The following is a 22926-nucleotide window of genomic DNA, read 5'->3' on the forward strand; positions in this document are numbered from 1 at the left end:
CCGGAGATGACGACCTTCAACTCGGCCATATCCCGCTCGGTCAGCTTGACGGCGTTGATGAGCGCCGCGAGGGTCACCACAGCGGTGCCGTGCTGGTCGTCGTGGAAGACCGGGATATCGAGGCGTTCGATCAGCCGCTGCTCGATCTCGAAGCACCGCGGTGCCGAGATGTCCTCCAGGTTGATGCCGCCGAAGGACGGAGCCAGCCGAATCACCGTGTCCACGATCTCGTCGACGTCTGTGGTGTCGAGGGCAATGGGGATGGAGTCGACGCCGCCGAACTGCTTGAACAAGATGGCCTTGCCCTCCATCACCGGCATCGCGGCGGCCGGGCCGATGTCGCCCAGGCCGAGGACGGCGGTGCCGTCGGTGACAACGGCGACAGTGTTGGAGACCCAGGTGTAGTCGTGCGACAGTTCCGGATCGGCGTGGATCGCCTCACAGACGCGCGCCACGCCCGGCGTGTAGGACTGCGACAGGTCGTCCTTGTCTTTCAGCGGGACGGTCGCGGCAATCTCCATCTTGCCGCCGCGGTGCAGCGAAAAGACCGGATCTTCGGGGTCGAGGTCGGGGCTTGTCATATCGATGTCAGTGGCATCCATGGGTCAGGGACTCGGCTCTACGAAACTCAGGCGGAAAGGGGCGGGGTCGTATCCCGCCCATCATCGAGCAGGTGCGACATGAAGAAGGGGGTCGAACGGCCGCTCGGCGCTCAGAAAGGTCGTGCCTGGGCGGGGTGAACGGCGCGGGACGCCATCGGGGCAGGTCATGCCCATCGGCCATCGTCTCACGGGCCCTCAGGCGGCGTCGGAGGAGGTCGCCTCGGCGGCGCTCTCGCGGGCGAGCATCGCGCGGTTCACCGCCGGGGCCAGCACGCAGGCAAGGACGGCCACCGCTGTGGCGGCCAGGATCCACGGCAGACCGCTGACGGCCAGAGCGTCGGCGTCGACTCCGCGCAAACTCCAGGCGATACCGAGCTGGACCAGCTGGCTGGCCACGATGGGACCGCGCGCACCGGCGCGCCCGCGCACCAGCAGCACTGCGGCCGCGAGTTGCGCGCCGCCGTACAGCAGCAGGAACAGTGCAGAGCCAACACCGACGGCGATGCGGCCCCCGTCGAGCGAGGCGAGGTCGGCGAGCGCGAGGCCGATCACGGCCAACGCCTCGACGCCCACCAGCACGGCAGCGATCAGCAACAGGCGGCGCACGGCCGCAGGCCACGAATATTCCACCGCGCCAGCCTACGGACGGGGCCGTCCGGCCTCTCCGCACCGGGGTTCAGGGGCGCGCCAATGGACCCGCCGACCGAGGTGCGCCCTTCGAGGCTCGTCGCAAGCTCCTCGCACCTCAGGACCCGCGAGGAACGAACGGCCTCGAAGGGCGAAGCCTGCTGTGGTGGGTCATTTCGAGGTGTGCTGCGCTCGCACCTCAAGACCGGGGCGACCTCCTGGCGGAACCCCTTAGGGGGGCCAATGTGACGGATCGAACACGATTGCTCGTGTTACATCCTTGTCAAGGACCCGGATTGTTGAAAGCATGATGACCGGGCGCGCTCACACGAGGGCATCTCGCTTCGAGTCGCACCGCACCCGAAGTTCATTCGACACCATAACCCGAGCCTGTCGGGAAGGAGCATCCGCCATGGATTGGCGTCACAAGTCGGCCTGTCTCGACGAGGACCCGGAGCTCTTCTTCCCCATCGGCAACACCGGTCCGGCGATCATGCAGATCGAAGAGGCCAAGCTGGTGTGCCGTCGCTGCGACGTCAGCGACCAGTGCCTCGCCTGGGCCTTGGAGTCCGGTCAGGACCACGGAGTCTGGGGCGGCCTCAGCGAGGACGAGCGTCGCGCGCTCAAGCGCCGCAACGCCCGCGCCCGCATCCGCACCGCCTGAGCGTGAGCGCTCCGACGGGTCCCTGAGGCGCGTAAGAGATTCCGCCAGCAGGTGGCCCGGTCCTTGAGGTGCGCGCTTGCGACGAGCCTCGAGGGAAGCACCACCTCGGCTATACCTCGAGGGCGATGACGACGGTCGTTCCGCCGCCCGGACGCTTCTCGAAGGCCAGCGTTCCGTCGAGTTCGGTCTGCACCAGCGTCCTGACGATGGACAGCCCGAGGCTGCCGCCACTCTCGATGCGGAATCCCTCGGGCATCCCGGCTCCGTCGTCACTGATCCGCAGCCGCAACCGTCCACGCACGCGGTTCACCGCCACCGTGATCTGACCGCCCTCGGGACCGAAGGCGTGCTCGGCGGCGTTCTGGATCACCTCGGTCAGCACCATCGCCAACGGCGTTGCCACCTCCCCAGGCATCTGCCCGAACGAGCCGATACGCGTCGCCGTGATCGCGCGGTCACCGGCGACGTCCAAAACAGTGCGCAGCAGCCGGTCGGCGATATCGTCGAAATCCACGACGTCACCGAAGGCCTGGCTCAGGGTCTCGTGGACGAGCGCAATGGATCCGACCCGGCGCTCGGCCTCCTGCAAGGCATGCCGTGCCTCGTCGGTCGACATGCGGCGCCCCTGGAGGCGCAGCAGCGCGGCGACAGTCTGCAGGTTGTTCTTGACCCGGTGATGGATTTCTCGGATCGTCGCATCCTTGCTCATCAGTTCGCGTTCACGCAGCCGCAGTTCGGTGACGTCGCGCAGCAGTAACAGCGCCCCGTCCGGCTCGCTGTCGCGGGTCAGCGGGATGCGGCGGACCTGGAGGGAGGCCGAGGCGTTCTCCAACTCCCCGGCCCCACCGTCGGTGCCGACAAGCAGGCCGGGAACCGCGTCGCGCGGCGTGCGGCGGTCCATGAGGCCGGCGGTGATGTCGACGAGTCGGGTGCCCACGAGGTCGCCGGCCAGGCCGAGCCTGCGGTAAGCCGACAGGGCGTTCGGGCTGACGAACCGCACCAGGCCCTGAGCGTCGGCGCGCACGAAGCCGTCGCCGACCCGCAGGGAGTCGACCAGCGAAGATCGTTCGACCTCCTCGGGGAAATGCCCGGTGCGGATCATCTCCAGCAGGTCGTCGGCTGCCTCGAGGTAGGCGGTCTCCAAGGCACCGGCACTGCGTAGCCAGGGGGCCTCGCGCCGCCGCTCGACCACCGCGATGACCCGCCCCAGGGCGCAGCGCACCGGAACGAACTGGGTCCGTCGCCCGAACTCCTCCACAAGACCTTCGACGGTCTCGCCACTAGCGAGCGCCTGTTCGATGCGCGGGGCCGCCCCCGTGGCCAGGGTCAGGCCGACCACGTCGTCCAGCAGCGAGGTGGGACCGGTCGTGGGGCGCACCTGGGCGACCGCCCGGACACCGCCATCGTCACCGTACGGCGTCCACAGCACCAGATCGGAGAAAGCCAAGTCGGCGATCAACTGCCAGTCCTCCACCAGCGCGGCGAGTCGGCGGGTGTCGGCGGCCTCGGTGGCACCGTGCGCCTGCATGTTCTCCTCGAACTGACTCACGCGCCCAGCAAAGCAGATGGCACGATGGACACGATGTCGGAGTCGTATTGGCAAAACATTCGGTCGACGGGCATGGAAGTGCCCGCCGACCGGCCTTTGGGCGACCTCACGGCCGACCTGGTCTCGATGCTGGGTGCTCCTGAACCGCGGCTGCGCGAGGAACTCGCCTATCCGCTGCTCGCCACCTGGTTGCATCGGGGAGTCTACGACCATCTCCTGACCGGCCTCGGCGACGGGATCGTGTCCGGCCTGGCCTACGGCCTGGGCCGCAACGGTGATTCGTCAGTGATCCGCCGTTCGTACAGCGCCCTGATGCTCGCCGAGATCGTCGGGCGCGACAACGACGTCCATCTCATGCCAGCGTCGTCGGTGCTGGCCTGGGGCGATGCCGCGACCAGTTGGTACGTACGCGAGTTCGACCACCGCGGCTGGATCGCCGAGATGGGGTGGGCACAGGCCATCGCGCACGGCGCGGACCTGCTCGCCGCCCTCGCGCGGTCCCGGCACTTCGGCAAGCTGGAGCTGACGGTGCTGCTCGACGTCGTCGCCGACCGGGTGCTCGCGCCGACCACCTACGTCTGGCGGCACGGCGAGGACGACCGCCTCGCCTACGCCGTGATGACGCTGCTGCACCGCAACGCCCTGGACACCTCGCTGGTCGAGCCGTGGCTAGCACGGCTGGGTGCCGGGCTGCAGCCGCCGCCGACGCGCGGACATCTGGCTGCGGAGTGGCCGACCTCGGAGGCGCGCAACACCTCGGCCTTCCTGCGGGCGCTGCATCTGCAGTTGGCCCTCGGCGTGCAGGGGCGCCCCGACCTGCGCGGGGACGCCGAACTGTTCGCCGAGCAGCCTGCCGGACGCGCGGACCTCATCCTCGCGGTGCTCGACCAGATCCGCGCCGAGAGTCCCTGGCTGTACCGCCCCACCTCCCGCACCCCCGTCCCCCAACCGTGACGCGCCTGCGAAGGCCCCTTCGAAGGAACTGCTGACTTTGGGCCGGTGCCGCTCATTGTCCCCCCGCAAGCAGGAGGTGCCCCCAGTGCGGAGCGAGGAAGGAGCGGAGCCGGGTCCTGAGGTGCGAGGGGCGGTCCCTGAGGTGTGAGGCCGCCTGCGGCCGAGCCTCGAAGGGCGAAGCCTGCGATGGCGGGTCCCTTCGAGGTGTACTGCGCTCGCACCTCAGGGACCGAATTCACCTACTGGCGGAACCTGTAAGCCACCCCGGCAACCGCGGAACATCTCAACCATCACCAGTTCCTCGCCCTTCGGCACGAAGGGCACTCCCACTGTTTCTGCGTCTTGGTGGTCACTTCGCCGGCCTCCGAAACACCGTGGAAGGTGTCGAGCCTGAAAAATCATCAATGCCTCACCCCTGGATCGCCGCATTGTTGTCCAGTTCCCAGACGACCTGTCGCAATTCGGCGAAGACAGACACCGCAGCAGAAGCGCCGATGATGACCGACGGGGCATCGATCACCGAATAACCGACCGCGACGGCCCCCGAGTGCACCTTGCCGCCTGCCGGATAGGCGCGTACCACCGTGGGTGAACCCTCGGCGACGTCGATTTGAAGTCGCCATCGTTCTTAGCCCCGAGCAACACCGGCGAGCACCATGCCCAACCTGGACACGGAGACCCCCGCCAGACGCATACCTGAGATACCTGATACGGCTGCGGGTAGGCGCTGCCGAAACGCCTGGATCAGCTCGGCCCCGGATGTCGTCGTCTCGATATAGATGTTCGTCTCTTGGAACTGTCTTGTGGCGCCACTCTCCTGCGTCGTCGAGGTCCCCAGACTCTTTCTCTGCTGGTGAATGAAGACAACGATCCCGGCGATAAATCCCGGACACCCGAGACAGCACACCGCACCGAAAAGAATCGGTCCCAGACTTTCCCCTGTCGCATCCTTTACTTCTTGACGAAATGACGATCAGACGCCACCCCCGGTCGATGTCTACTGTCGGGAAAGAGGACAGATCCGGACTTGACACGGGCGGGCCTGTAACCTGCCTCACATGAGCGATGAGCAGGTGGTACACGGCGGAGTGATCGCGACCGAGGTCGCGCGGGCGCACGGGGTCGAGGCGATGTTCACACTGTCGGGGGCCCACGTGTTCCCGATGTACGACGGGGCGGTCAAAGCCGAACCCCCGATGCCGATCATCGACGTGCGGCACGAGCCGTCAGCGGTGTTCGCGGCCGAAGCCATCGGCAAGCTGACGCGCACCCCGGGCCTCGCCGTGCTCACCGCCGGGCCGGGCGTCACCAACGGCGTCAGCCCCGTCGCGCAGGCGCAGTTCGCAGGCTCGCCGCTGGTCGTCATCGGCGGTCGCGCCCCGGCGAACCGATGGGGCCAGGGCAGCCTGCAGGAACTCGACCACCCGCCGATCTTCGAGACCGTCTCCAAGTCCTCGACCACCGCGCACACGACCGCCGACATCGGCCCGACCGTCGACAAGGCGTTCCGCGCGGCGGGGTCGTCGCACCGCGGCCCGACCTTCCTCGACGTGCCGATGGACCAGTTCTTCGACGTCGCGCCGCGTCATGCGAGCGTCGGCCCGGTGGCGGCAATCGAACCCGACGGCGACGCGCTCGCCCACGTCGCGGTGCTGCTGGCCGAGGCCACCCAGCCGGTGCTGATCCTCGGCACCGACGTGTGGGCCGACCACGCCGAGGAGGCCGCGCTGCGCTTCGTCGCCGAGACGGGCGTGCCGGTGATCGCCAACGGCATGGGGCGCGGCATCGTGCCCGGCGGCCACCCGCAACTGGTCACCAAGGCCCGGTCTGCGGCGCTGAACGGTGCCGACCTCGTGGTCGTCGTCGGCACGCCGCTCGACTTCCGTCTCGGCTACGGCGTCTTCGGCGGCAAGGACGGCGCGCCCCCGGCCAAGGTCGTGCATCTGGCCGACTCCCCCGGCCAGGTCTCGACCCACGCCGTGCTCGCCGCGAGCGCGTCCGGCGATCTGACGGCGGTCCTCGACGGCGTGCTCAGCCGTGTGCAGGCGAGCGCGGGTGCCAAGCCTGACTGGTCGCCGTGGCTAGCGGCGTTGCAGACCCAGGTGGCTGCGGGCGTCGAGCGCGACAACGCGCTGCTGACCGCAACCGCCGACCCGATCCACCCGGCCCGTATCTACGGCGAGCTGCTGCCCCGGCTGGCCGACGACGCGGTCGTCATCGGCGACGGCGGCGACTTCGTGTCCTTCGCGGGCAAGTTCGTCGAGCCGAAGCGGCCCGGCGGCTGGCTCGACCCCGGACCGTACGGCTGCCTCGGCGCGGGCCTCGGCGCGGCGATGGCCGCCCGCATCGCACGCCCGTCGAGCCAGGTGGTGCTGCTGTTCGGCGACGGCGCGGCGGGCATGAGCCTGATCGACGTCGACACGCTGGTGCGCCACCGCCTACCGGTCGTGATGATCGTCGGCAACAACAGCGCGTGGGGCCTGGAGAAGGGTCCGATGCAGATGCTCTACGGCTACGACGTGGCCGCCGACCTCGCGCCGGGCACCCGCTACGACCAGGTCGTCACCGCGCTCGGCGGCGGGGGCGAACTGGTCACCGACCCGAACGAGATCGGCCCGGCCATCGACCGCGCCTTCGCCTCCGGCGTGCCCTACCTCGTCAACGTCCTCACCGACGTCGAGGCCGCCTACCCCCGTCACACCTTCGGCATCTGAAGGTCAGACACCGGCCCCTGAGGCGAGGAGCGGTCCCTGAGGTGTGAGGCCGCCTGCGGCCGAGCCTCGAAGGGACCTCCACCGGCAACTCATTTCGAGGCTCCGCTCGTTCCTCGCTCCGCACCTCAATGAGCGGCGAATCCCTGAAGGTCAAGCACCAGCGCGAAGAGCACTCTCAGGGGGCCGGATCAGTGGGTGTGTTCGCGGCCGAGGGCGTGGTCGAGCACATGGCGCGCCTGTGCCGCCAGCTGCACCGCCCGCGACGTGGGCACCGCGTTGGTGCGACCCTTGCGCCAGTACCCGGCGACATCACAGGTCCCGCGGGCGAAGCCGTGGGCCTTGGCCCACCGGCGGACCGGCTTGAGCAGCCCCGCCTCCCCGGCGGCCCACAGATAGACGTGACGGTCGCCGGGCAGCACGACCTGCTCCAGGTGACGGCCCAGAACGTCGTCACCGACCCCCTCGTCGGCGTGATACCAGGTGAGGTTGACGCCGTCACGCACCGCGAGCGGCTGCTCCTCGGCCACGTCGGGCACCAGCACCGCCACCTCGGCCTGCACGCTCGGGTCCAGCTCCTCCAGCCAGCGCGCCACCGCCGGGAGCGCGGTGTGATCGGCCAGGAGAATCTGAAAGCCGAAATCCGCCGGGACCTGATGACTGGGGCGCGGACCGGCGACCCACAGCGTCTCCCCCGGACTAACATGCTGCGCCCAGTCCGAGGCCAGGCCGCCGGGATGCACGACGAAGTCCATCCAGATCTCCCCGGCCTCGCGGTCGACCCGGCGGATCGTGTACTCACGGGTCGGGGGGAACGGCCGCGGCCAGTCGAGCATCTTGCCGTCGGCGGCCTGCACCGGATGCCGGGTCACGCCGTCGGGGTCGGGGAAGACGAGCTTGACATGTTCGTCGGGGGTCGACGTGATGAACCCGTCGACCCCGGACCCGCCGAAGACGATACGCACCATCTTGGGCGTGACGCTCTCGCGCCGGATCACCTCCAGTTCACGAATCCCTATCGGAACATCGACGTGATCGGCCCGGGGGCCAACGGTTTCACTCATGCGTTCGACGCTACCTTCTCGGCCGCCGCGCGCAGGTCGGCCGCTTGCTTCTCGGCCCCGGCGAACGTGTAGATGGTGCCGGAGGTGAACGGGAACACTCTGCCACTCTGGGCTGCGGGCAGGCGCTGGAAGGACTCCGAATCAAGCACTGCCTGCACCTCGGCGGGCACCGATCCGTCGAAGTTCGTGTCGTAGAAGATCACGTCCTGGCTGGACAGGTCGGCAATGTTCTCCTGCGCCAACTCCGTGACGAACCGCTCCGGATCGGCCGTGTAGGTGGGGTTGTAGCCGAAGCCCGCTGCGGTGAGTCGCTGGTACGACAGCGCCTTGCTGGTGTCGACCCAGATCGTCCCGTCGAGGACGCCGAACAACGTCGACTCCACACCGCCGAGAACGTCGCCGTACTCGCTCTTGATCGCGGCAAGTTCGGCGTCGAGCGCGGCCTGCTTGGACTCGAACTCGGAAGTCATCCCCACCAGATCGGCCACGACCGGGTAGTTGGCCCACACGTCGGTCGGCTCGGCGATCTTGAGGATCACGACGGGAACGTGCTTGGCGATCTCGTCATAGTCGATCGACAGGCCGCCGTTGTCCATGCCGATCACGACATCCGGATCGGTCTCCAGCAGGGCCTCGATATCGACGCCCTCGTAGGTGCCCACGGTCGGGATGTCGTCATAGTCGGCGTAGACGTCCGAGCCGAGTTCCTCCTCCAGGAACTCCCCCTCCAGCGTGGCGACGGGCTTGACCCCGAGGTCGGCCGCGATACTGCCGGTGCGCCAGAGCACGGCGACCCGCTCAGGCTTGACCGGGATCTCGACGTCCTCACCGGTAAAGGTCGACTCGACGGTACGCATCGGCACATCGCTATCGGAGTCGGACGCGCTGCCGCAAGCGGTCAGCGCGAGGGCCGCCAGGCCCGCCGCGACCGTGACAGCCATGACGCGCCCTGCTCGGGAGCGGGAGCGGAACGGGAATCTCATGGATCTCCTTGAGTGGTTTCGACGGTCCACCTGGGGTGGCCCGTTACAGGATACGAAGGCGAGGGTAACCTAAGGCCAGTGAGAACAGGAAGCGCGGTCCGACGTCGGTGGTGGGTCCTGACGACGCTGTGTGCGCTCACCTTCGGAGCAGTCATCGCCAGCCTGGCATTCGGCAGCCGCGCCATTACCCCGGCTGAGATCTGGGGCGCGCTGTTCGCGCACACCGACTCCGACAACGCCACCGTCATCACCTCCCAGCGCGCCCCGCGCACCTGGCTGGGCCTGGTCGCCGGCGCGGCCCTGGGCATCGCCGGAGCGCTGATGCAAGGCCACACCCGCAACCCGCTGGCCGACCCCGGACTGTTCGGCGTGACCGCCGGAGCCACTTTCGCCATCGCCCTAGCGGTCTTCACCGCCGACCTGGACGACCCCCGGCTCACCGTGGGGGTGGCGCTCGTCGGTGCCGGCATCGTCTCCACCGCCGTGCTCGTGCTCGGTATCGGGGCCGGCCGGACCGGCGGCGTCGTGCTCATGGCGGTCCTCGGCACGACGATCAGTTCCCTCCTCGCCGCACTGACCACCGCCCTCATCCTCATCGACCGCCAGACACTCGACACACTGCGCTTCTGGGAACTCGGCGCCATCGACAACCGCGAGTTCGACCTGCTCGGACCACTACTGCCGCTGTTTGCCCTCGGCGCGGCGGCAGCGCTGGCCAACTCGATCAGCCTGACCGCGCTCGGACTCGGCGACGACGTTGCCCAGAGCCTCGGCCACCACGTCCTGCGCTCGCGCATCACCGGGATCGTCGCGATCACGCTGCTCGCCGGGAGCGCCACCGCGCTGTGCGGGCCGATCTCGTTCCTCGGTCTGGTGGCCCCGCACGCGGCACGCCTGCTGGCCCGCACCGACTACCGCTGGATCGTGGTGTATTCGGGCCTGATCGGCGCTTCGGTGCTGCTGGTCGCCGACACGATCGGCCGGGTCAGCCTGAAGACCGGTGAACTTGAGGCAGGCCTGGTCACCGCCGCCATCGGTGCCCCGGTGCTGCTCGTCATCGCCCGACGTAAGCGGGTGGCACCGCTGTGACCATTCCCCCCAACCGCCTCGGGGTCCGCCTCGGCCCGGTCAGCGTGGTCGTCCACCGGCGAGCCGTGGTCGGGCTAATAGTCACCCTGACGCTCCTGTTCGCGGCCCTACTCGTGGCCCTGACGACCGGCAAGTACGACCTGTCCCCCGGGCGCGCGCTCACGGCGCTCGTCGGGGCAGGCGAACCCGTCGAGCAGTACATCGTCGGGCGGCGCCTGATGCGGGCATTGGCCGCGCTGCTGATCGGTGCGCTCCTGGGCATCTGCGGCGCGCTGACGCAGACCATCACCCGTAATCCCATCGCCACGCCCGACCTCCTCGGCGTCACCATCGGCGCGAGCCTCGGCGCGGTGATCGCCCTGACCCAACCGAGTCTGCTCGGGTGGCTGTCGTTCACCGGCGACAGGATCTCCGCAGCGGCATTCCTCGGTGCGTTCGTCTCGACCGGGATCATCATGGCGCTGGCGTGGCGCGGTGGCTACGAAGCGCTGCGACTGATCCTCGTAGGCCTGGGAGTCAACGCCGTGGCGGTCTCCGCGATCACCTGGCTATTGGCCCGTGCCGAGGTCAACGACGCCGCCGTCGCAACGCAATGGCTCGTCGGCGGCATCCAGCGGATCGACCACGACGATCTGCCGATGCTCGCCGTCGTCCTAGCGCTCGGCGTCGGCGCGTGCCTGGTCCTGACGCGCGACCTGCACGCCCTTCGGTTGGGGCGCGACGTCGCCACCTCGCTCGGCACAGCAGCGGGGCGCACCGAAGCGACGGCCTTGTTCGTCGCCATCGCCCTGGTGGCTATCGCGACCGCCGCAGCCGGGCCAATCGCCTTCGTGGCCTTCCTCGCCCCGCAGGCGGCGATGCGCATCTTCGGCACCGCTGGCCCGCCGCCGCTGGCCGCAGCCATCGTGGGTGCGACCGTCATGCTGGTAGCCGACCTCGCCGCCCAACACCTCTGGGTCACCTTGTCCACCGGCGTGGTGACACCGATCATCGGCGCGCCGTTCCTGCTCTACCTGCTGATCCGACACCAACGGAGGGCCTCTGTTGTCCACTGAGCTCATCGCCTGCGGCGTCTCGTCCGGCTACGGCCGCACCACCATCGTGCGCGACGTCGACCTGGTTCTCCCGCCTGGGCGCATCACGTCGATCATCGGCCCCAACGGCTGCGGTAAGTCGACACTGCTGCGCACACTGGTGCGGCTCCTCCCGGCCAGTACCGGCGAGATCACGCTCGACGGCCGGCCCGTCACGTCGATGCGACTGCGTGAGTTAGCCCAGTCCGTGGCGCTACTGCCGCAGAATCCCACCGCTCCGGAGGGCCTGACGGTACGTGATCTCGTCATGCGCGGGCGGCAACCACATCAACCGTGGTACCGCCCGTGGTCGCGCGAGGACGACTCGATCGTGACCGAAGCGCTGGCCGACACCGGGCTGAGCGACCTGGCCGAGCGCGACCTCGACGAGTTGTCCGGCGGCCAACGGCAACGCGCCTGGATCGCGATGGCGTTGGCCCAGCGCACCAACCTGCTGGTGCTCGACGAGCCGACCACCCACCTGGACCTCGCCCATGCCGTCGAGGTGCTCGACCTGGTCGTCGACCTGCGCCGTTCGTCGGGGCGGACCGTGGTCATGGTCGTCCATGACCTGTCGCTCGCCGCGCGCTATAGTGACCATCTCGTGGTAATGAAACGTGGCCGGGTGTACGCCGAGGGACCGCCTGCCGAGGTACTGACCAGCGAGTTACTCGACGACGTATTCGGGCTGAACGCGCGCGTGTTCGCCGATCCCGAGGACGGGCACCCGACGGTCGCCCCGGTCGGGCATGCCTGAGCAAGGCTCTGCCATGCCCGAACCCCGCTCCGCCCGGCAGATCCTGTCCGGGCCGATCACCCGTCACCGCCGCCTCGTGGCCGGCGGCATCCCGCTGATCGTCACCTGGCAGTTGTGCGAGGCCCTCGTGCCGGTGGTGATCGGCGTCGCCATCGACGTGGGCGTGGAGACCGGTGAACTCGGCCCGTTCCTGCTGGCGTGCGCCGCCCTCACCGCAGTATTCGTGTGCCTGAGTTACGGCTACCGCTGGGGCGCGCGCAGGATGATCCGCGCCCTACAGACCGAGTCGCACCAGATCCGGGTCGAGGTGGCCCGCCACGCGATCACCCTCCAGCGCGACCGCCGCCTCCCCGGCGAATGGCTGTCACTGGCCACGGCCGATGCCGACAAGGTCGCGGTGCTGGTTCGTCAGGTCGGCTTCACCATCGCCTCGCTCGTGACGGTCTCTGCCGCCGCCGTCTACCTCGCCAGCGTCGACGTGACCCTCGCTCTGGTGATCCTCTTCGGCCTGCCGGTGACGGTGGCCGTCACCCAGATCGTCGCGCCGGTCGTGGCCCGGCGCACGGGGCGCGAGCAGGCTGCGGTCGCGCGGGTGGCCGCCCTGGCCGGCGACCTGATCGCGGGTCTGCGGCCGATCAAGGGCATCGGAGCCGAGGAGACCGCGAGCCATCGCTATCGGGCCGCGAGCCAGGCGGCCCGGCATTCCAGCATCGTCACGGCGCGTTCCTGGGGGTACATGTCGGGCCTGACGACCCTGGTCTCGGGGCTGTTCCTCGCGCTGGTGGCGTGGCTGGCCGGCACGCGCGCGATCGACGGCGACCTCACACTCGGGCAACTAGTCGCGGTCGTGGGCCTCACCCAGTTCCTCGCCGAGCCGATCTCGGCGCTGGGCGATCTGTCCGCCCAGTTCGCGGCGAGCCGGGCCTCGGCACAGCGGCTGCACAGCGCGCTGTCCAGCCCGGCAATAGTGCTCGACGGCCCCGAACGGCTGCCGCCCGGTGTGCCACTGGACCTGAGATTCGACGCCGTCAGCGCCGACGGGCTGGATGCGGTGTCGCTGTCGTGCGGGCCGGGCCAGCTCATCGCGGTCGCGGCCGACGACCCCCGCAGCGCCGACACCCTGATCGATCTCCTGGACGGCTCACGCACGCCCGAGGCCGGTTCGGTGATCCTCGGTGGCGTGGACCTGCGCGACCTGGCCCGCGACGACCGCCGTGCCACCCTGCTGGTCGTTCCTCACGAGGCCACCCCGCCGGAGGGCACGATCCGCAGCGCGATCGACCCCGACGGACTGCTCGACGAGGCGTCTCTCACGGCGGTGCTGACCGCCTCGGCGGCCCACGACGTCGTCCAGGCCCATGCCGACGGACTGGACCATGCGGTGCGCACGGGCGGCAGCAGTCTGTCCGGCGGCCAGCGTCAGCGTCTGACCCTCGCCCGTGCCCTCGCGGCCGCTCCCCCCGTGCTGGTGCTGCGTGATCCCACGACGGCCATCGATGCGGTCACCGAGCAGCGCATCGCCGCCGGGCTGCGGGTCCGGCGCGATCAGGAGACCGCGACGCTCGTGGTGACGACCTCACCGAACCTGCTGGCCGCGGCCGATCTGGTGATCTGGATCCGCGACGGCCAGGTGGCCCGGGTCGCTCCACATCAGGTGCTGCACGACGATGCCCGCTACCGAGCCGAGGTGCTGCGATGACCACCCGCGAACTGTTACCGGTGGCCGACGGACGCCAGACCACGGCGCTCCTGGCCCGGCTGGTGGGCCGTCAGCGCGTTGCGGCGGCCTTGTCGGCGACTGGCTTTCTATGCGCAGGCGCTGCGGGCATCGTCGCCCCGCGCGCCCTGGGCGAGATCGTCGACCGCGTCCGCGCCGGGGGCGACTCCGACGATCTCGTCATGCCGGTACTGGCGGTCGTGCTCGCTGCGACGGTGGGTGCCGTCGCGGCCGCGCTGGCGGTTGGCGCGCTGGCCCAGGCCACGATCCCGGCCCTGGCCCACCTGCGCGAGGAGGTGCTGGACCGGGCGCTGCACCTGGACGCAAGCCGCCTCGAACAGGCCGGTACGGGCGATGTCATGGCGCGTGTCGGTGACGACGTACGCACCGTGACCGACGCGCTCGACGAGTCCGTGCCGCTGCTGCTGACCTCGCTCATGGCGATCCTGTTCACGGCGGGCGGCCTGTTCGGTCTCGACTGGCGTTTCGGCGTGGCCGGACTGTTCACCGTGCCGGGCTACGTGCTGGGGCTGCGCTGGTACCTGCCGCGTTCGGGTCCGCTCTATCGGCGTGAACGCATCGCGCAGGGCGAGCGGGCCGAGGCGCTGATGTCCACCCTTGAGCATGCCTCGACGATCCGGGCGTTCGGGCGCGAGGAACAGGCTGTCGGCGAGGTCGAACGGACGTCGGCCGCCGCCCGCGAGCTGTCACTGAACACCTTGGACATGCTGCTGCGCTACGGCGCACGCACCAATCGCGCCGAGGCGATCGGCGTGCTCGTCATCGTGACGACGGGCTTCTGGCTGGTACGCAACGACCTGGCGACGGTCGGTGCCGCCACCGCTGCGGCTCTGTACTTCCACCGGCTGTTCAATCCGGTCGGCGCGGTGCTGAGGGTCTTCGATGACATCCAGTCTGCGGGAGCCTCGCTGAAGCGGCTCGCGGGCGTGGCGCTGCTGCCGGCCGCCGAGGACAGGGCCGGCGAGTTGCCGGGACCCGCGCGAATCGAATTGCGCGGTATCGGACACGAATGGGAATCCGGCACCCCGGTCGTGCACGGGGTCGACCTCGTGATCGAACCGGGCGAACGGATCGCCGTGGTCGGTGCCAGCGGTGCCGGCAAGTCAACGCTGGCGCAGATCGTGGCCGGCCGGGTAACACCGACTTCCGGCGGCGCCCTACTGGCCGGTGCCCGGTTGGCCGACCTGACGCCTCGCACAGTGCGCCGTCATGTCGCCGTGGTCAGCCAGGAGGTACACACCTTCTCCGGAACGCTGCGCGACAATCTGACCCTGGCCGATCCGGAGGCCGACGACGCTCGACTGTGGGCGGCACTGAACCTCGCCGGGGCGACGTGGGCGGCCGAGTTGGCCGACGGTCTGGATACCCCCTTGGGCGCGGTCGGCACCACACTGACCAGCGCCCGAGTCCAGCAGATCGCGCTCGCACGCATCGTGGTGCAGGATCCTGCGGTCGTAGTGCTGGACGAGGCCACTGCGGAGGCGGGGTCGGCCGGGGCGCGCGAGCTGGAGGAGGCTGCCGGTCGGATCATGCGAGGGCGCACGGCTCTGGTCGTGGCTCATCGCCTCACGCAGGCGCAGCGCGCGGACCGGATCGCGGTGATGGACGGCGGCCGGATCGTCGAGTACGGAAGCCACGACGAACTCGTGACCGCCGGCGGCCCGTATGCGGCGCTGTGGCGGGCCTGGTCCGGCACCTGAACCCTCGTTCCGCGTCTCCTAGGCTGGGTCCATGTCCAACTTGACGCACATCGTCACCCCCGAGGACACCGCCCGCGCGGTGGGCAGCGGCGACCTGGAGGTACTGGGCACGCCGGTCCTCATCGCCTGGTGCGAAGCGGCCACCTGCGCCGCGCTCGCGCTGCCCGAGACCCAGACCAGCGTCGGCACACACGTCGACGTGTGCCACCTCGCTCCCTCCCCCGTCGGCGCGACGGTCCGGGTGAGCGCCACAGTGACCGAGCGCAGCGACCGGACCGCCGTCTTCGCCGTCGAGGCCCGTGACGCAGACACGCTCCTGGCCAGCGGCACCGTCACGCGGGCCATCGTGGATCGAGAGCGATTCGTGGCCCGCGTGGGTCGTGTGCGACCATAGGGCGTCGATTCTTCGAGGAGGACCCATCATGGGCAAAACCGGCCGCAAGCGCCGCGCGCGTCGCAAGAAGGGCGCGAACCACGGCAAGCGCCCCAACGCTTGAGACACGAAACCCCCTGCTTCAGCAGGGGGTTTCGTCGTCGGTGCGACCGGAGGATCGGTCGGCGAGGAGGGTCAGTCGTCAAGGGCTAAGGAGATTCCGCAGATAAGTCCGCTGGCTGAGGTGCCCCTTCGAGGCTCGTCGCAAGCTCCTCGCACCTCAGGGCCCGCGAAGAACGAGCGAGCCGGGTCCTGAGATGTTGCGACGAAGGAGCAGCCTCGAAGGGCGCACCTCAATGACCGGCTCCGCCTATCTGCGGAACCTGATCCGTGCGTCGCTGGGAAGGCACGAGCAACGCGATCAGCGCACCGGCCAACGCCGCGACGGCACCGACGACGAGGCAGATCTCGAAGGCTTCGAGGCTCGGGATCTCGACACCGCTACCCAGAGCGGTCGTGCGGCTGGTCATGATCGCCGCCATGACGGCTCCCGCGATCGTCGTGCCGACCGATCGCATGAGTCCGTTGACGCCGACGCTCGAACCGGACTCCGACTCGGGCACGTTGTCGAGGATCAGGGTGGGCATGGCCGCATAGCCGATGCCGACGCCGGCCGAGGCGATCATCGCCGAGACCATGAGTTGCCACGGCGCATCCATGAGTTCGAGGGCGACGACGTAGCCGAGGCTGATGACTAGCGCACCAATCGCCAAGGTGACGCGCGCGCCGATCGTATTGATGAGCTTGCTCGACACCGGCGCGAAGAGCATCATCGCCAGGCCACCGGGGGCCATCCACAGTCCCGCCTGGAGGATCGACTGCCCGAGTCCGAAGCCGGTGGCCTCAGGCATTTCGAGCAGTTGGGGCAGCACGATCATCTGCGCCATCATCCCGAAACCGATGAGCAGCGCGGCCAGGTTCGTGAACAGGACGGGACGGCGAGCGGTCGTGCGCAGATCGACGAGGGGGTCGTGGTGACGCAACTGGTACCAGCCCCACACGAGCAGCACCAGGACGCCGCCGATGATGCCGGTCAGCGTCCGGCCGTCGCTCCAGCCCCACTCCGATCCCTTGCTGACGCCGATGAGCGCGCCGGACAGACCCACGGCCAGACCGAGGATGCCGATCACGTCGATGTGGGCGGGGTGGGCGTCACGCACATTCGGCACGACGACGAGCGTGGCGACGAACACCAGGATCGCGAGTCCCGTCGACAGCCAGAACAAGCCGTGCCACGAGAATGCCTCGGCGATCCACGCCGAAAGAGGCAGGCCCAGCGCGCCGCCCACGCCGAGCGTCGCACTGACCGCCGCGACAGCCCCCGCACGGCGTTCGGGCGTCGCAATCTCGCGGACCATGCTGATCGCGACGGGAATGTAGCCCATCGCGGCACCCTGAAGGGCACGACCGATGAGGAACGGGGCGAGCGAACTCGACAACGCAGCGCTCGCCGAGCCGACGATCAGCACGGCCGCCGACACGACAAGGATCTTCTTCTTCCCGTACATGTCGGCAAGGCGGCCGGTCACGGGCATCGTCACTGCTGCGGCCAGCAGGGTGGCCGTGACGGCCCACGAGGCGTTGCCCGGCTCGGTGTGCAGCAGTTCGGGCAGTTCGCTTTGGATCGGGATGACGAGGGACTGCATGAGGGCACCGCACAGACTTCCCAGGCACAGCACCACGACGATGAACGGGGGTGAGAAACGGAACTGGACCTCTGCGGGGTCCGACGAGGAAGAAGACATAGAACTCGGCTTTCAGACGATGAGATATTATGTATGCTACATACACTTCCTCGATTCGACGAAACGAGTCCCCCATGACGTCCATCACAGCCCTGACCCGGTCGCCCGCGTGGGCGCTCGTCACACCGTTTGCCAAATATGATCGGGTCCGCCGCGAGATCGATACCGGTGCCAGGCTCGGCCGGGCCGAGCAGCGACTCATGTGGCTCGTCATGCAGGACAGGACGCTGACCCTGCGCGATGTTGCCGAGCACCTCGGCCTGGAGCAGTCGACCGTGAACCGCCAGGTCAATGCCGCGATCAAGGCCGGCCTCCTGCACCGCTACCGCGAATCGCGCGGCTCGGCGTATTCACTGGCGGCCACCGATCAGGGCGCTGAACTGTTCCGCGAAGATCTGACGTGGCAACTCGGACTTCTCGACTCCGCACTGCAAGACCTTCCGGCGGCCGAGCGGGAAGCCTTTCCGGACACCTTCGCGCGCTTCATCGAGGCCTACGAGAACGCGCTGTCACAGAGTGCGGGATCCGGCTCCCCCCGCCCGAGTTGACCAGACCTACTCGATGATGCGGGTTTCGGTAATGGTCGTGCGGGTGACACGGATGCCGTCGGCGATCTCGACCTGAACCTGACGGATCGAACTCAACACCTTTTGCCGCAGCGGCTCGGGTGCCACCTCACCACACGAGCGTGACACGAGCGACTTGACCAGACGTTCCAGGTCGTATTCGGACAGGCACTCCGAGCAGCCGTCGATATGCGCCCGGATCTCCTCGCACGAGGCATCGTCCATCTCGTGATCGATGAACAGGTACAGGTTCTGGAGGGCATCGCCGCAGCCGGGTCCGTCGCAGTTCGTCATTTCGCCTCCCCAGAGGCGACGACCATGCCCCGCTCGCGGGCGTAGTCGGCCAACAGTTCGCGCAACTGACGCCGGCCGCGATGCAGCCGCGACATGACCGTGCCGATGGGCGTGTCCATGATCTCGGCGATCTCCTTGTACGGGAAGCCCTCCACGTCGGCCAGGTAGACCGCGTAGCGGAAGTCCTCCGGCAGCGCCTGCAACGCCTGTTTGACGTCGGAGTCGGGCAGGTGCTCCAACGCCTCCATCTCGGCGGACTTCAACCCCGTCGAGGTGTGCGCGGCCGCCGCCGCGATCTGCCAGTCCTCGATGTCCTCGCTGACCTGCTGCGGCTGACGCTGCTTCTTGCGGTAGGAGTTGATGTAGGTATTGGTGAGGATGCGGTACATCCATGCCTTGAGGTTGGTGCCCGGCTTGAACTGGTGGAACGACGAGAACGCCTTCGCGTAGGTCTCCTGCACGAGATCCTCGGCGTCGGCGGGGTTGCGGGTCATACGCAGTGCGGCCGAGTACAGCTGGTCGAGGAACGGCAGGGCGTCGGCCTCGAACCGCACTTGACGCTGGCCGGGGGTCTCGTCGGCACTGGCCGTGTCGGCCGTGCGGTCGATGTCATCCATTGGCCCCGAGCGTACAGCCCTCGACGTGGGACGCTCCGGTGCGGCACAGACAGACATGTGGCCTCCTTCGCCACGGACAACGCCTCCGGATCGGGCGCTATTCCCCGCCGTTCAGGAGGTCGCGGCGAGCGGCCGGACGAGATCGGGGCCGTTGTTGCGGACGTGGTTGACAGCGGTCGAGACGGGCCACGTGTGCAGGCGGCCGGGCGTGGCCGGCACCAAGAGCGCGAACAACTCCTCGGGGGCGTACGGTGCCGGGTCGAGCCAGGCGTCGACGTGCTCGGGCGGGACGATCCACGGCGCACGGTCGTGCAGGCGTCCGTCCTCGCCCCGCGCGGCTGTCGTCAGGATGGTGAAGGTCGCCAGCCAGTCACCTCCCGCAGCAGGCCGCCAGAACTCGTACAGGCCGGCGACGCCCAGCCCGTCGCCGATGCCGTCGGGCGTGCGCGAGGAGATGAAGAACGGCTGCTTCGGTGGCAGCGGCCCTATGCCCGCCGATGGCGGCTGGTACCACTCGTAGAACCCGTCGAGGGGGATCACCGCCCGGCGCCGCGCGAAGGCCTCCCGGAAGGTCGGTTTCTCGTGGGCAGTTTCGGAGCGCGCATTGATGGCCCGGCTGCCGACGGCCGGGTCGGCGGCCCACGACGGCACCAGGCCCCAGTGCGCCGTCTGCAACTCGCGGGCGGTGGCACCCGAATCGCTCGCGCGGCGGGCGACGATCAGCGGTGCCCGCTTCGTAGGGGCCATGTTGTAGTCCGCCTCTATCAGCGCGGCACTCGCGCCGAGCGTCGCCGCGAAGTCGTCGGTCAACTGCTGGGCAGTCCGGGAATGGGCGTATCGGCCGCACACGCCCCCAGCCTGCCACGCCCCTGCGGTGGCAGGCTTCGAGGCACGCTCGTTCCTCGCGGGTCCTGAGGTGCGAGGAGCTTGCGACGGGCCTCGAAGGGCGCACCTCAGCCAGCGGACCTACCTGCAGAACCTCGAAGGCGTGTAGGCCGCCCGAACGCGAACCGCTACTCGGTCAGGCGCGACAGCAACCAGGTGACCGCAGCCTCGTCACGTGGCAGTCGCTCGACCCAGACCCGTGGCTCGGGCTGACCGGTCAGCGTCTCGGCCAGCACCCTGCTCAGCAGGGTCAGTCCGAGCCGATCGGCGTCCTCCTGCCGGGTCAGCGCCGCAAAGCGCACCTGCGTCAACCCCGCGACCGTCTCGTGCGCGGGGAAAGCCACCGTCAGGGCGTGCGCGACCTCCAGGCCCGATAGCGCCGCCTCCAGTCCGTGCCCACACGAACCTGCCTGGCACCCCAGCTCGACGACCACCAGCACGTGCGTCGCGGCGGGCTCCTCACCGCCGCGAAACACCGCCTGCCGGTACAGGTCGTCGAGCCGGGTGCGCAGGTGCGCCGAAGAGGCCAATGCCGTGAGCGGGTCGTGACAATCCGTGCCGGTGACGAACTGCGGAGCGCTCCCTGTCCACGCTTGTGTCACCGCCCGGACCGCCGCGAACGGCGGCTCGCGGTCGGAGTACAGCCCCGCGACCGCGTCAATGGCCTCGACGAGCCCGATGCCCTGGGACGCTGCACTCGCTCCCACCTCGAGTGCAGCGTCCGTCAGGGGCGCTCCGGGGCCGTCGTGAACCGCGCGGGCCAGGGCAGCGGTGGCGCTATCGAAGTCGATCATCACGCCCTCCCTATCTCCTGGCTCGTGTACTCTTCAGGCAGGAAACGGCTGAGATGCCGGTCTATGACGCGAGTTCGGCAAACTTTTTCGCCTCCCCGTCGTTAGAGATTCCGTGAGTAGTTCCGCTGGCTGAGGTGCGAGCGAAGAACGAGCGAGCCGAGTCCTGAGGTGCCCCGACGAAGGAGGGGCCTCGAAGGACAAAGCCTGCGCTGACAGGTCCCTTCGAGGCTCACAAGTTCGCATCTCAGGGACCGGGTTCACCTACTGGCACATGTTCGGGAGGAGGGACATGTCTGTGACGATCTCCGCGTTCGCCGAGGACGCGGCGGCCGGTCCGGCCGTGAGCGACGCGACGCTGATCGCCGCCGTCCGCGCCGGCGACACCGAGGCCTACGGCACCCTCTTCGAGCGGCACCGCGACGCGGCCCAGCGGCTCGCCCGCCAGCTCATCAGCGGCAGCGGCGCGGACGATCTCGTCTCGGAGGCCTTCATCAAGGTGCTCGGCGTGCTGCAACGCGGCGGCGGCCCCGACGAGGCGTTCCGCGCCTACCTGCTGACCGCGATCCGCCGCCTGCACATCGACGCGATCCGTTCGTCCTCGCGCGAGCGCTCCACCGACGACGAGAACGAACTCGACCGCGCGGTGGAGTTCGTCGATCCGGCCACGATGCAATTCGAACGCGGTGCGGCCGGCGAGGCTTTCCGTTCTCTGCCCGAGCGCTGGCAGCTGGTCTTGTGGCATCTGGACGTCGAGGGGCAGAGTCCCGCCGAGATCGCGCCGCTGCTCGACATGGCACCCAACAGTGTCTCCGCCTTGGCCTACCGCGCCCGCGAGGGCCTGCGCCGGGCCTACCTGCAACAGCATCTGGCCCCCACGCTCGACAACGAGTGCCGCGAGACCACCGGCAAACTCGGCTCCTACGTCCGCCACGGCCTTGCCGCCCGCGACACCCGCAAGGTCGAGACCCACCTGGACGAATGCGCGCGCTGCACCGGCTTGTACCTAGAACTGCGCGAAGTCAACACGAACCTCGCAGGCATCCTCGGTCCTGCGCTGCTCGGCTCGGCGGCCACCGGCTACCTCGGCGCTGCGGCCACCGCGAGCACGGTCGGCCTGGTGGGCGCGAGCACCGCAGCGAGCATGGCCTTCTCGGCGAAGTCCGTGCTCGCCGAGACCGCCCGCGCGGGCGGCACGGCCCTGGCCGGGTCAGCTCCGGCGGCCGTCGCCACGGCCGCACTCGCGGGAGTCACCACCGTCGGCGTGGTCGCCACGACCGCCAACCTGGTCAGCCCGCACACCCCCGATCCGGCCGCCCTGGAGACGCTGGTCGATCCGTCCTCCGCACCCACCGACGACGGCATCCGCATCCTCGACACGCCCGGCCCCGAGACCAGCGCGCCGACCCCCGGCCCGAGTCCGTCGCCGGAGCCGACCGACACGATGCCCCCCACCGCAGACCCGACGCCCGAGCCGACGGCGTCGAGCGAGCCGGAGGTTCCCGAACCGACACCGGAACCGCCGCGGGTCGTCGGCACCGACTTCGCCGTCGGTTCCGTCGGCATCGTCAACGACCGTGCCGCCCTACAACGCACCCTGACGGTCCCGATCACCGGAACGACCACCGGCGGGGTGCCGGCCGACCGGTACGTCTCGGTGCAGGTCACGTTCACCCGCCAGGTGCAGTTCCGGTCCGTCGGCTCGGGCTGGACCTGCTCGGCCAGCCCGGAGCAGTGGGTCAGTTCGCTGACCTGCACCACCACCGTTCCCGCCGGCCACGACACATCGATACGCCTGACCATCGTGGGCGTGCAGCCGACGGGCAGTCTCACGATCCGCGCCGACGAGGACCCGAATCCCGCCAACGACACCGTCTCGTTCACCAGTCCGTCGATCCTCGGATTCCTGTGAGGGCGGCCGGCCTCTCGCCTACGACAGGTCCCTTCGAGGCTCGCTCGTTCCTCGCTCGCACCTCAGGGATCGGGGGCACGATGGCTAGGGAATCGCTGATCTATAGGCCATCGGCGGGTGAGCGAGCCTGGGGACGGGCGTAGGGACCTGTTTCGGGCTGCTGCCTTGCTGC

At 69.1% G+C, this 22926-nt stretch carries 23 protein-coding genes; 12 read left to right on the top strand and 11 right to left on the bottom strand.

Going from position 1 to position 22926, the window contains the following annotated elements; genetic code table 11:
- A partial coding sequence (locus QM597_RS06015; protein WP_415003965.1) for an NAD(P)-dependent malic enzyme occupies positions 1 to 602 on the bottom strand: 602 nt, incomplete at its 3' end.
- Positions 603 to 797: 195 nt separating this feature from the next.
- Complete coding sequence (locus QM597_RS06020) at positions 798 to 1232, bottom strand: hypothetical protein (RefSeq protein ID WP_415003966.1); 435 nt, start codon at positions 1230 to 1232, stop codon at positions 798 to 800.
- A 409-nt stretch (positions 1233 to 1641) separates the two neighbouring features.
- On the opposite strand from QM597_RS06020, the gene QM597_RS06025 reads away from it, so the two are divergent.
- A complete protein-coding gene (locus QM597_RS06025) occupies positions 1642 to 1893 on the top strand; it encodes a WhiB family transcriptional regulator (RefSeq protein WP_229051518.1) in 252 nt (83 codons plus the stop codon).
- 109 nt (positions 1894 to 2002) lie between these two features.
- On the opposite strand, the gene QM597_RS06030 is transcribed toward QM597_RS06025, so the two are convergent.
- On the bottom strand, positions 2003 to 3442 hold the full coding sequence (locus tag QM597_RS06030) for a sensor histidine kinase (protein ID WP_415003967.1): 1440 nt from the start codon (positions 3440 to 3442) through the stop codon (positions 2003 to 2005).
- 24 nt (positions 3443 to 3466) lie between these two features.
- On the opposite strand from QM597_RS06030, the gene QM597_RS06035 reads away from it, so the two are divergent.
- A complete protein-coding gene (locus tag QM597_RS06035; RefSeq protein ID WP_415003968.1) occupies positions 3467 to 4396 on the top strand; it encodes a DUF2785 domain-containing protein in 930 nt (309 codons plus the stop codon).
- A 409-nt stretch (positions 4397 to 4805) separates the two neighbouring features.
- Here QM597_RS06035 and QM597_RS06040 read toward each other — a convergent pair whose 3' ends face one another.
- The gene (locus QM597_RS06040) at positions 4806 to 4979 is read right to left on the bottom strand and encodes a hypothetical protein (protein ID WP_415003969.1); all 174 of its coding nucleotides are present in this window, start codon (positions 4977 to 4979) and stop codon (positions 4806 to 4808) included.
- Positions 4980 to 5454: 475 nt separating this feature from the next.
- Between QM597_RS06040 and QM597_RS06045 the strand changes: the two genes are divergently transcribed.
- Complete coding sequence (locus QM597_RS06045) at positions 5455 to 7110, top strand: acetolactate synthase (protein ID WP_415003970.1); 1656 nt, start codon at positions 5455 to 5457, stop codon at positions 7108 to 7110.
- A 188-nt stretch (positions 7111 to 7298) separates the two neighbouring features.
- On the opposite strand, the gene QM597_RS06050 is transcribed toward QM597_RS06045, so the two are convergent.
- Together QM597_RS06050 and QM597_RS06055 are read right to left on the bottom strand one after the other, a co-directional pair.
- Positions 7299 to 8171 carry a siderophore-interacting protein gene (locus tag QM597_RS06050; RefSeq protein ID WP_415003971.1) on the bottom strand — a complete coding sequence of 291 codons (873 nt, stop codon included), beginning with the start codon at positions 8169 to 8171 and terminating at the stop codon, positions 7299 to 7301.
- Positions 8168 to 9112, bottom strand: coding sequence for an ABC transporter substrate-binding protein (locus QM597_RS06055; RefSeq protein ID WP_415003972.1), 945 nt, complete (start codon positions 9110 to 9112; stop codon positions 8168 to 8170). The genes QM597_RS06050 and QM597_RS06055 overlap by 4 nt, the downstream gene beginning before the upstream one ends.
- Before the next feature lie 120 nt (positions 9113 to 9232).
- Between QM597_RS06055 and QM597_RS06060 the strand changes: the two genes are divergently transcribed.
- The 7 genes from QM597_RS06060 to QM597_RS06090 are packed head-to-tail and all read left to right on the top strand — an operon-like array spanning position 9233 to position 16008.
- Positions 9233 to 10243, top strand: a complete 1011-nt coding sequence (locus tag QM597_RS06060; protein WP_415003973.1) for a FecCD family ABC transporter permease — start codon at positions 9233 to 9235, stop codon at positions 10241 to 10243.
- Complete coding sequence (locus QM597_RS06065; RefSeq protein ID WP_415003974.1) at positions 10240 to 11298, top strand: FecCD family ABC transporter permease; 1059 nt, start codon at positions 10240 to 10242, stop codon at positions 11296 to 11298. The genes QM597_RS06060 and QM597_RS06065 overlap by 4 nt, the downstream gene beginning before the upstream one ends.
- Positions 11288 to 12073, top strand: coding sequence for an ABC transporter ATP-binding protein (locus QM597_RS06070; RefSeq protein WP_415003975.1), 786 nt, complete (start codon positions 11288 to 11290; stop codon positions 12071 to 12073). The genes QM597_RS06065 and QM597_RS06070 overlap by 11 nt, the downstream gene beginning before the upstream one ends.
- A gap of 13 nt (positions 12074 to 12086) precedes the next feature.
- On the top strand, positions 12087 to 13772 hold the full coding sequence (locus QM597_RS06075) for an ABC transporter transmembrane domain-containing protein (protein WP_415003976.1): 1686 nt from the start codon (positions 12087 to 12089) through the stop codon (positions 13770 to 13772).
- Complete coding sequence (locus tag QM597_RS06080; RefSeq protein ID WP_415003977.1) at positions 13769 to 15511, top strand: ABC transporter ATP-binding protein; 1743 nt, start codon at positions 13769 to 13771, stop codon at positions 15509 to 15511. Before QM597_RS06075 ends, QM597_RS06080 begins: the two co-directional genes overlap by 4 nt.
- A 31-nt stretch (positions 15512 to 15542) precedes the next feature.
- Positions 15543 to 15905: a thioesterase family protein gene (locus QM597_RS06085; protein ID WP_415003978.1), complete on the top strand. Its 363-nt coding sequence runs from the start codon at positions 15543 to 15545 to the stop codon at positions 15903 to 15905.
- A gap of 28 nt (positions 15906 to 15933) precedes the next feature.
- On the top strand, positions 15934 to 16008 hold the full coding sequence (locus tag QM597_RS06090) for a 50S ribosomal protein bL37 (RefSeq protein WP_369797015.1): 75 nt from the start codon (positions 15934 to 15936) through the stop codon (positions 16006 to 16008).
- Positions 16009 to 16237: 229 nt separating this feature from the next.
- Here QM597_RS06090 and QM597_RS06095 read toward each other — a convergent pair whose 3' ends face one another.
- Positions 16238 to 17689: an MFS transporter gene (locus tag QM597_RS06095; protein ID WP_415003979.1), complete on the bottom strand. Its 1452-nt coding sequence runs from the start codon at positions 17687 to 17689 to the stop codon at positions 16238 to 16240.
- A gap of 74 nt (positions 17690 to 17763) precedes the next feature.
- Here QM597_RS06095 and QM597_RS06100 point away from each other — a divergent pair, with 74 nt between their 5' ends.
- Positions 17764 to 18237 (top strand): MarR family winged helix-turn-helix transcriptional regulator, encoded by a 474-nt coding sequence (locus QM597_RS06100; RefSeq protein ID WP_415003980.1) that lies wholly within the window; start codon positions 17764 to 17766, stop codon positions 18235 to 18237.
- A 6-nt stretch (positions 18238 to 18243) separates the two neighbouring features.
- On the opposite strand, the gene rsrA is transcribed toward QM597_RS06100, so the two are convergent.
- From rsrA to QM597_RS06120, 4 genes are all read right to left on the bottom strand, one after another.
- Positions 18244 to 18549: a mycothiol system anti-sigma-R factor gene (rsrA, locus tag QM597_RS06105; protein ID WP_415003981.1), complete on the bottom strand. Its 306-nt coding sequence runs from the start codon at positions 18547 to 18549 to the stop codon at positions 18244 to 18246.
- Positions 18546 to 19166, bottom strand: coding sequence for a sigma-70 family RNA polymerase sigma factor (locus QM597_RS06110; protein ID WP_415003982.1), 621 nt, complete (start codon positions 19164 to 19166; stop codon positions 18546 to 18548). Before QM597_RS06110 ends, rsrA begins: the two co-directional genes overlap by 4 nt.
- A gap of 111 nt (positions 19167 to 19277) precedes the next feature.
- Positions 19278 to 20015, bottom strand: a complete 738-nt coding sequence (locus tag QM597_RS06115) for an SOS response-associated peptidase (protein ID WP_415003983.1) — start codon at positions 20013 to 20015, stop codon at positions 19278 to 19280.
- Positions 20016 to 20179: 164 nt separating this feature from the next.
- A complete protein-coding gene (locus QM597_RS06120) occupies positions 20180 to 20845 on the bottom strand; it encodes a hypothetical protein (protein WP_415003984.1) in 666 nt (221 codons plus the stop codon).
- Positions 20846 to 21134: 289 nt separating this feature from the next.
- Between QM597_RS06120 and QM597_RS06125 the strand changes: the two genes are divergently transcribed.
- The gene (locus QM597_RS06125) at positions 21135 to 22754 is read left to right on the top strand and encodes a sigma-70 family RNA polymerase sigma factor (protein ID WP_415003985.1); all 1620 of its coding nucleotides are present in this window, start codon (positions 21135 to 21137) and stop codon (positions 22752 to 22754) included.
- Positions 22755 to 22926: the final 172 nt, after the last annotated feature.

Source organism: Aeromicrobium sp., assembly GCF_047607065.1.
Taxonomy (GTDB): Bacteria; Actinomycetota; Actinomycetes; order Propionibacteriales; family Nocardioidaceae; genus Aeromicrobium.

Coding starts and splice junctions, on each gene's coding strand:
- QM597_RS06055 (WP_415003972.1), bottom strand. CDS start 9,112: ATGGCTGTCACGGTCGCGGCGGGCCTGGCGGCCCTCGCGCTGACCGCT.
- QM597_RS06095 (WP_415003979.1), bottom strand. CDS start 17,689: ATGTCTTCTTCCTCGTCGGACCCCGCAGAGGTCCAGTTCCGTTTCTCA.
- QM597_RS06035 (WP_415003968.1), top strand. CDS start 3,467: ATGGACACGATGTCGGAGTCGTATTGGCAAAACATTCGGTCGACGGGC.
- QM597_RS06045 (WP_415003970.1), top strand. CDS start 5,455: ATGAGCGATGAGCAGGTGGTACACGGCGGAGTGATCGCGACCGAGGTC.
- QM597_RS06085 (WP_415003978.1), top strand. CDS start 15,543: ATGTCCAACTTGACGCACATCGTCACCCCCGAGGACACCGCCCGCGCG.
- QM597_RS06025 (WP_229051518.1), top strand. CDS start 1,642: ATGGATTGGCGTCACAAGTCGGCCTGTCTCGACGAGGACCCGGAGCTC.
- rsrA (WP_415003981.1), bottom strand. CDS start 18,549: ATGACGAACTGCGACGGACCCGGCTGCGGCGATGCCCTCCAGAACCTG.
- QM597_RS06075 (WP_415003976.1), top strand. CDS start 12,087: ATGCCCGAACCCCGCTCCGCCCGGCAGATCCTGTCCGGGCCGATCACC.
- QM597_RS06100 (WP_415003980.1), top strand. CDS start 17,764: ATGACGTCCATCACAGCCCTGACCCGGTCGCCCGCGTGGGCGCTCGTC.
- QM597_RS06050 (WP_415003971.1), bottom strand. CDS start 8,171: ATGAGTGAAACCGTTGGCCCCCGGGCCGATCACGTCGATGTTCCGATA.
- QM597_RS06080 (WP_415003977.1), top strand. CDS start 13,769: ATGACCACCCGCGAACTGTTACCGGTGGCCGACGGACGCCAGACCACG.
- QM597_RS06110 (WP_415003982.1), bottom strand. CDS start 19,166: ATGGATGACATCGACCGCACGGCCGACACGGCCAGTGCCGACGAGACC.
- QM597_RS06125 (WP_415003985.1), top strand. CDS start 21,135: ATGTCTGTGACGATCTCCGCGTTCGCCGAGGACGCGGCGGCCGGTCCG.
- QM597_RS06120 (WP_415003984.1), bottom strand. CDS start 20,845: ATGATCGACTTCGATAGCGCCACCGCTGCCCTGGCCCGCGCGGTTCAC.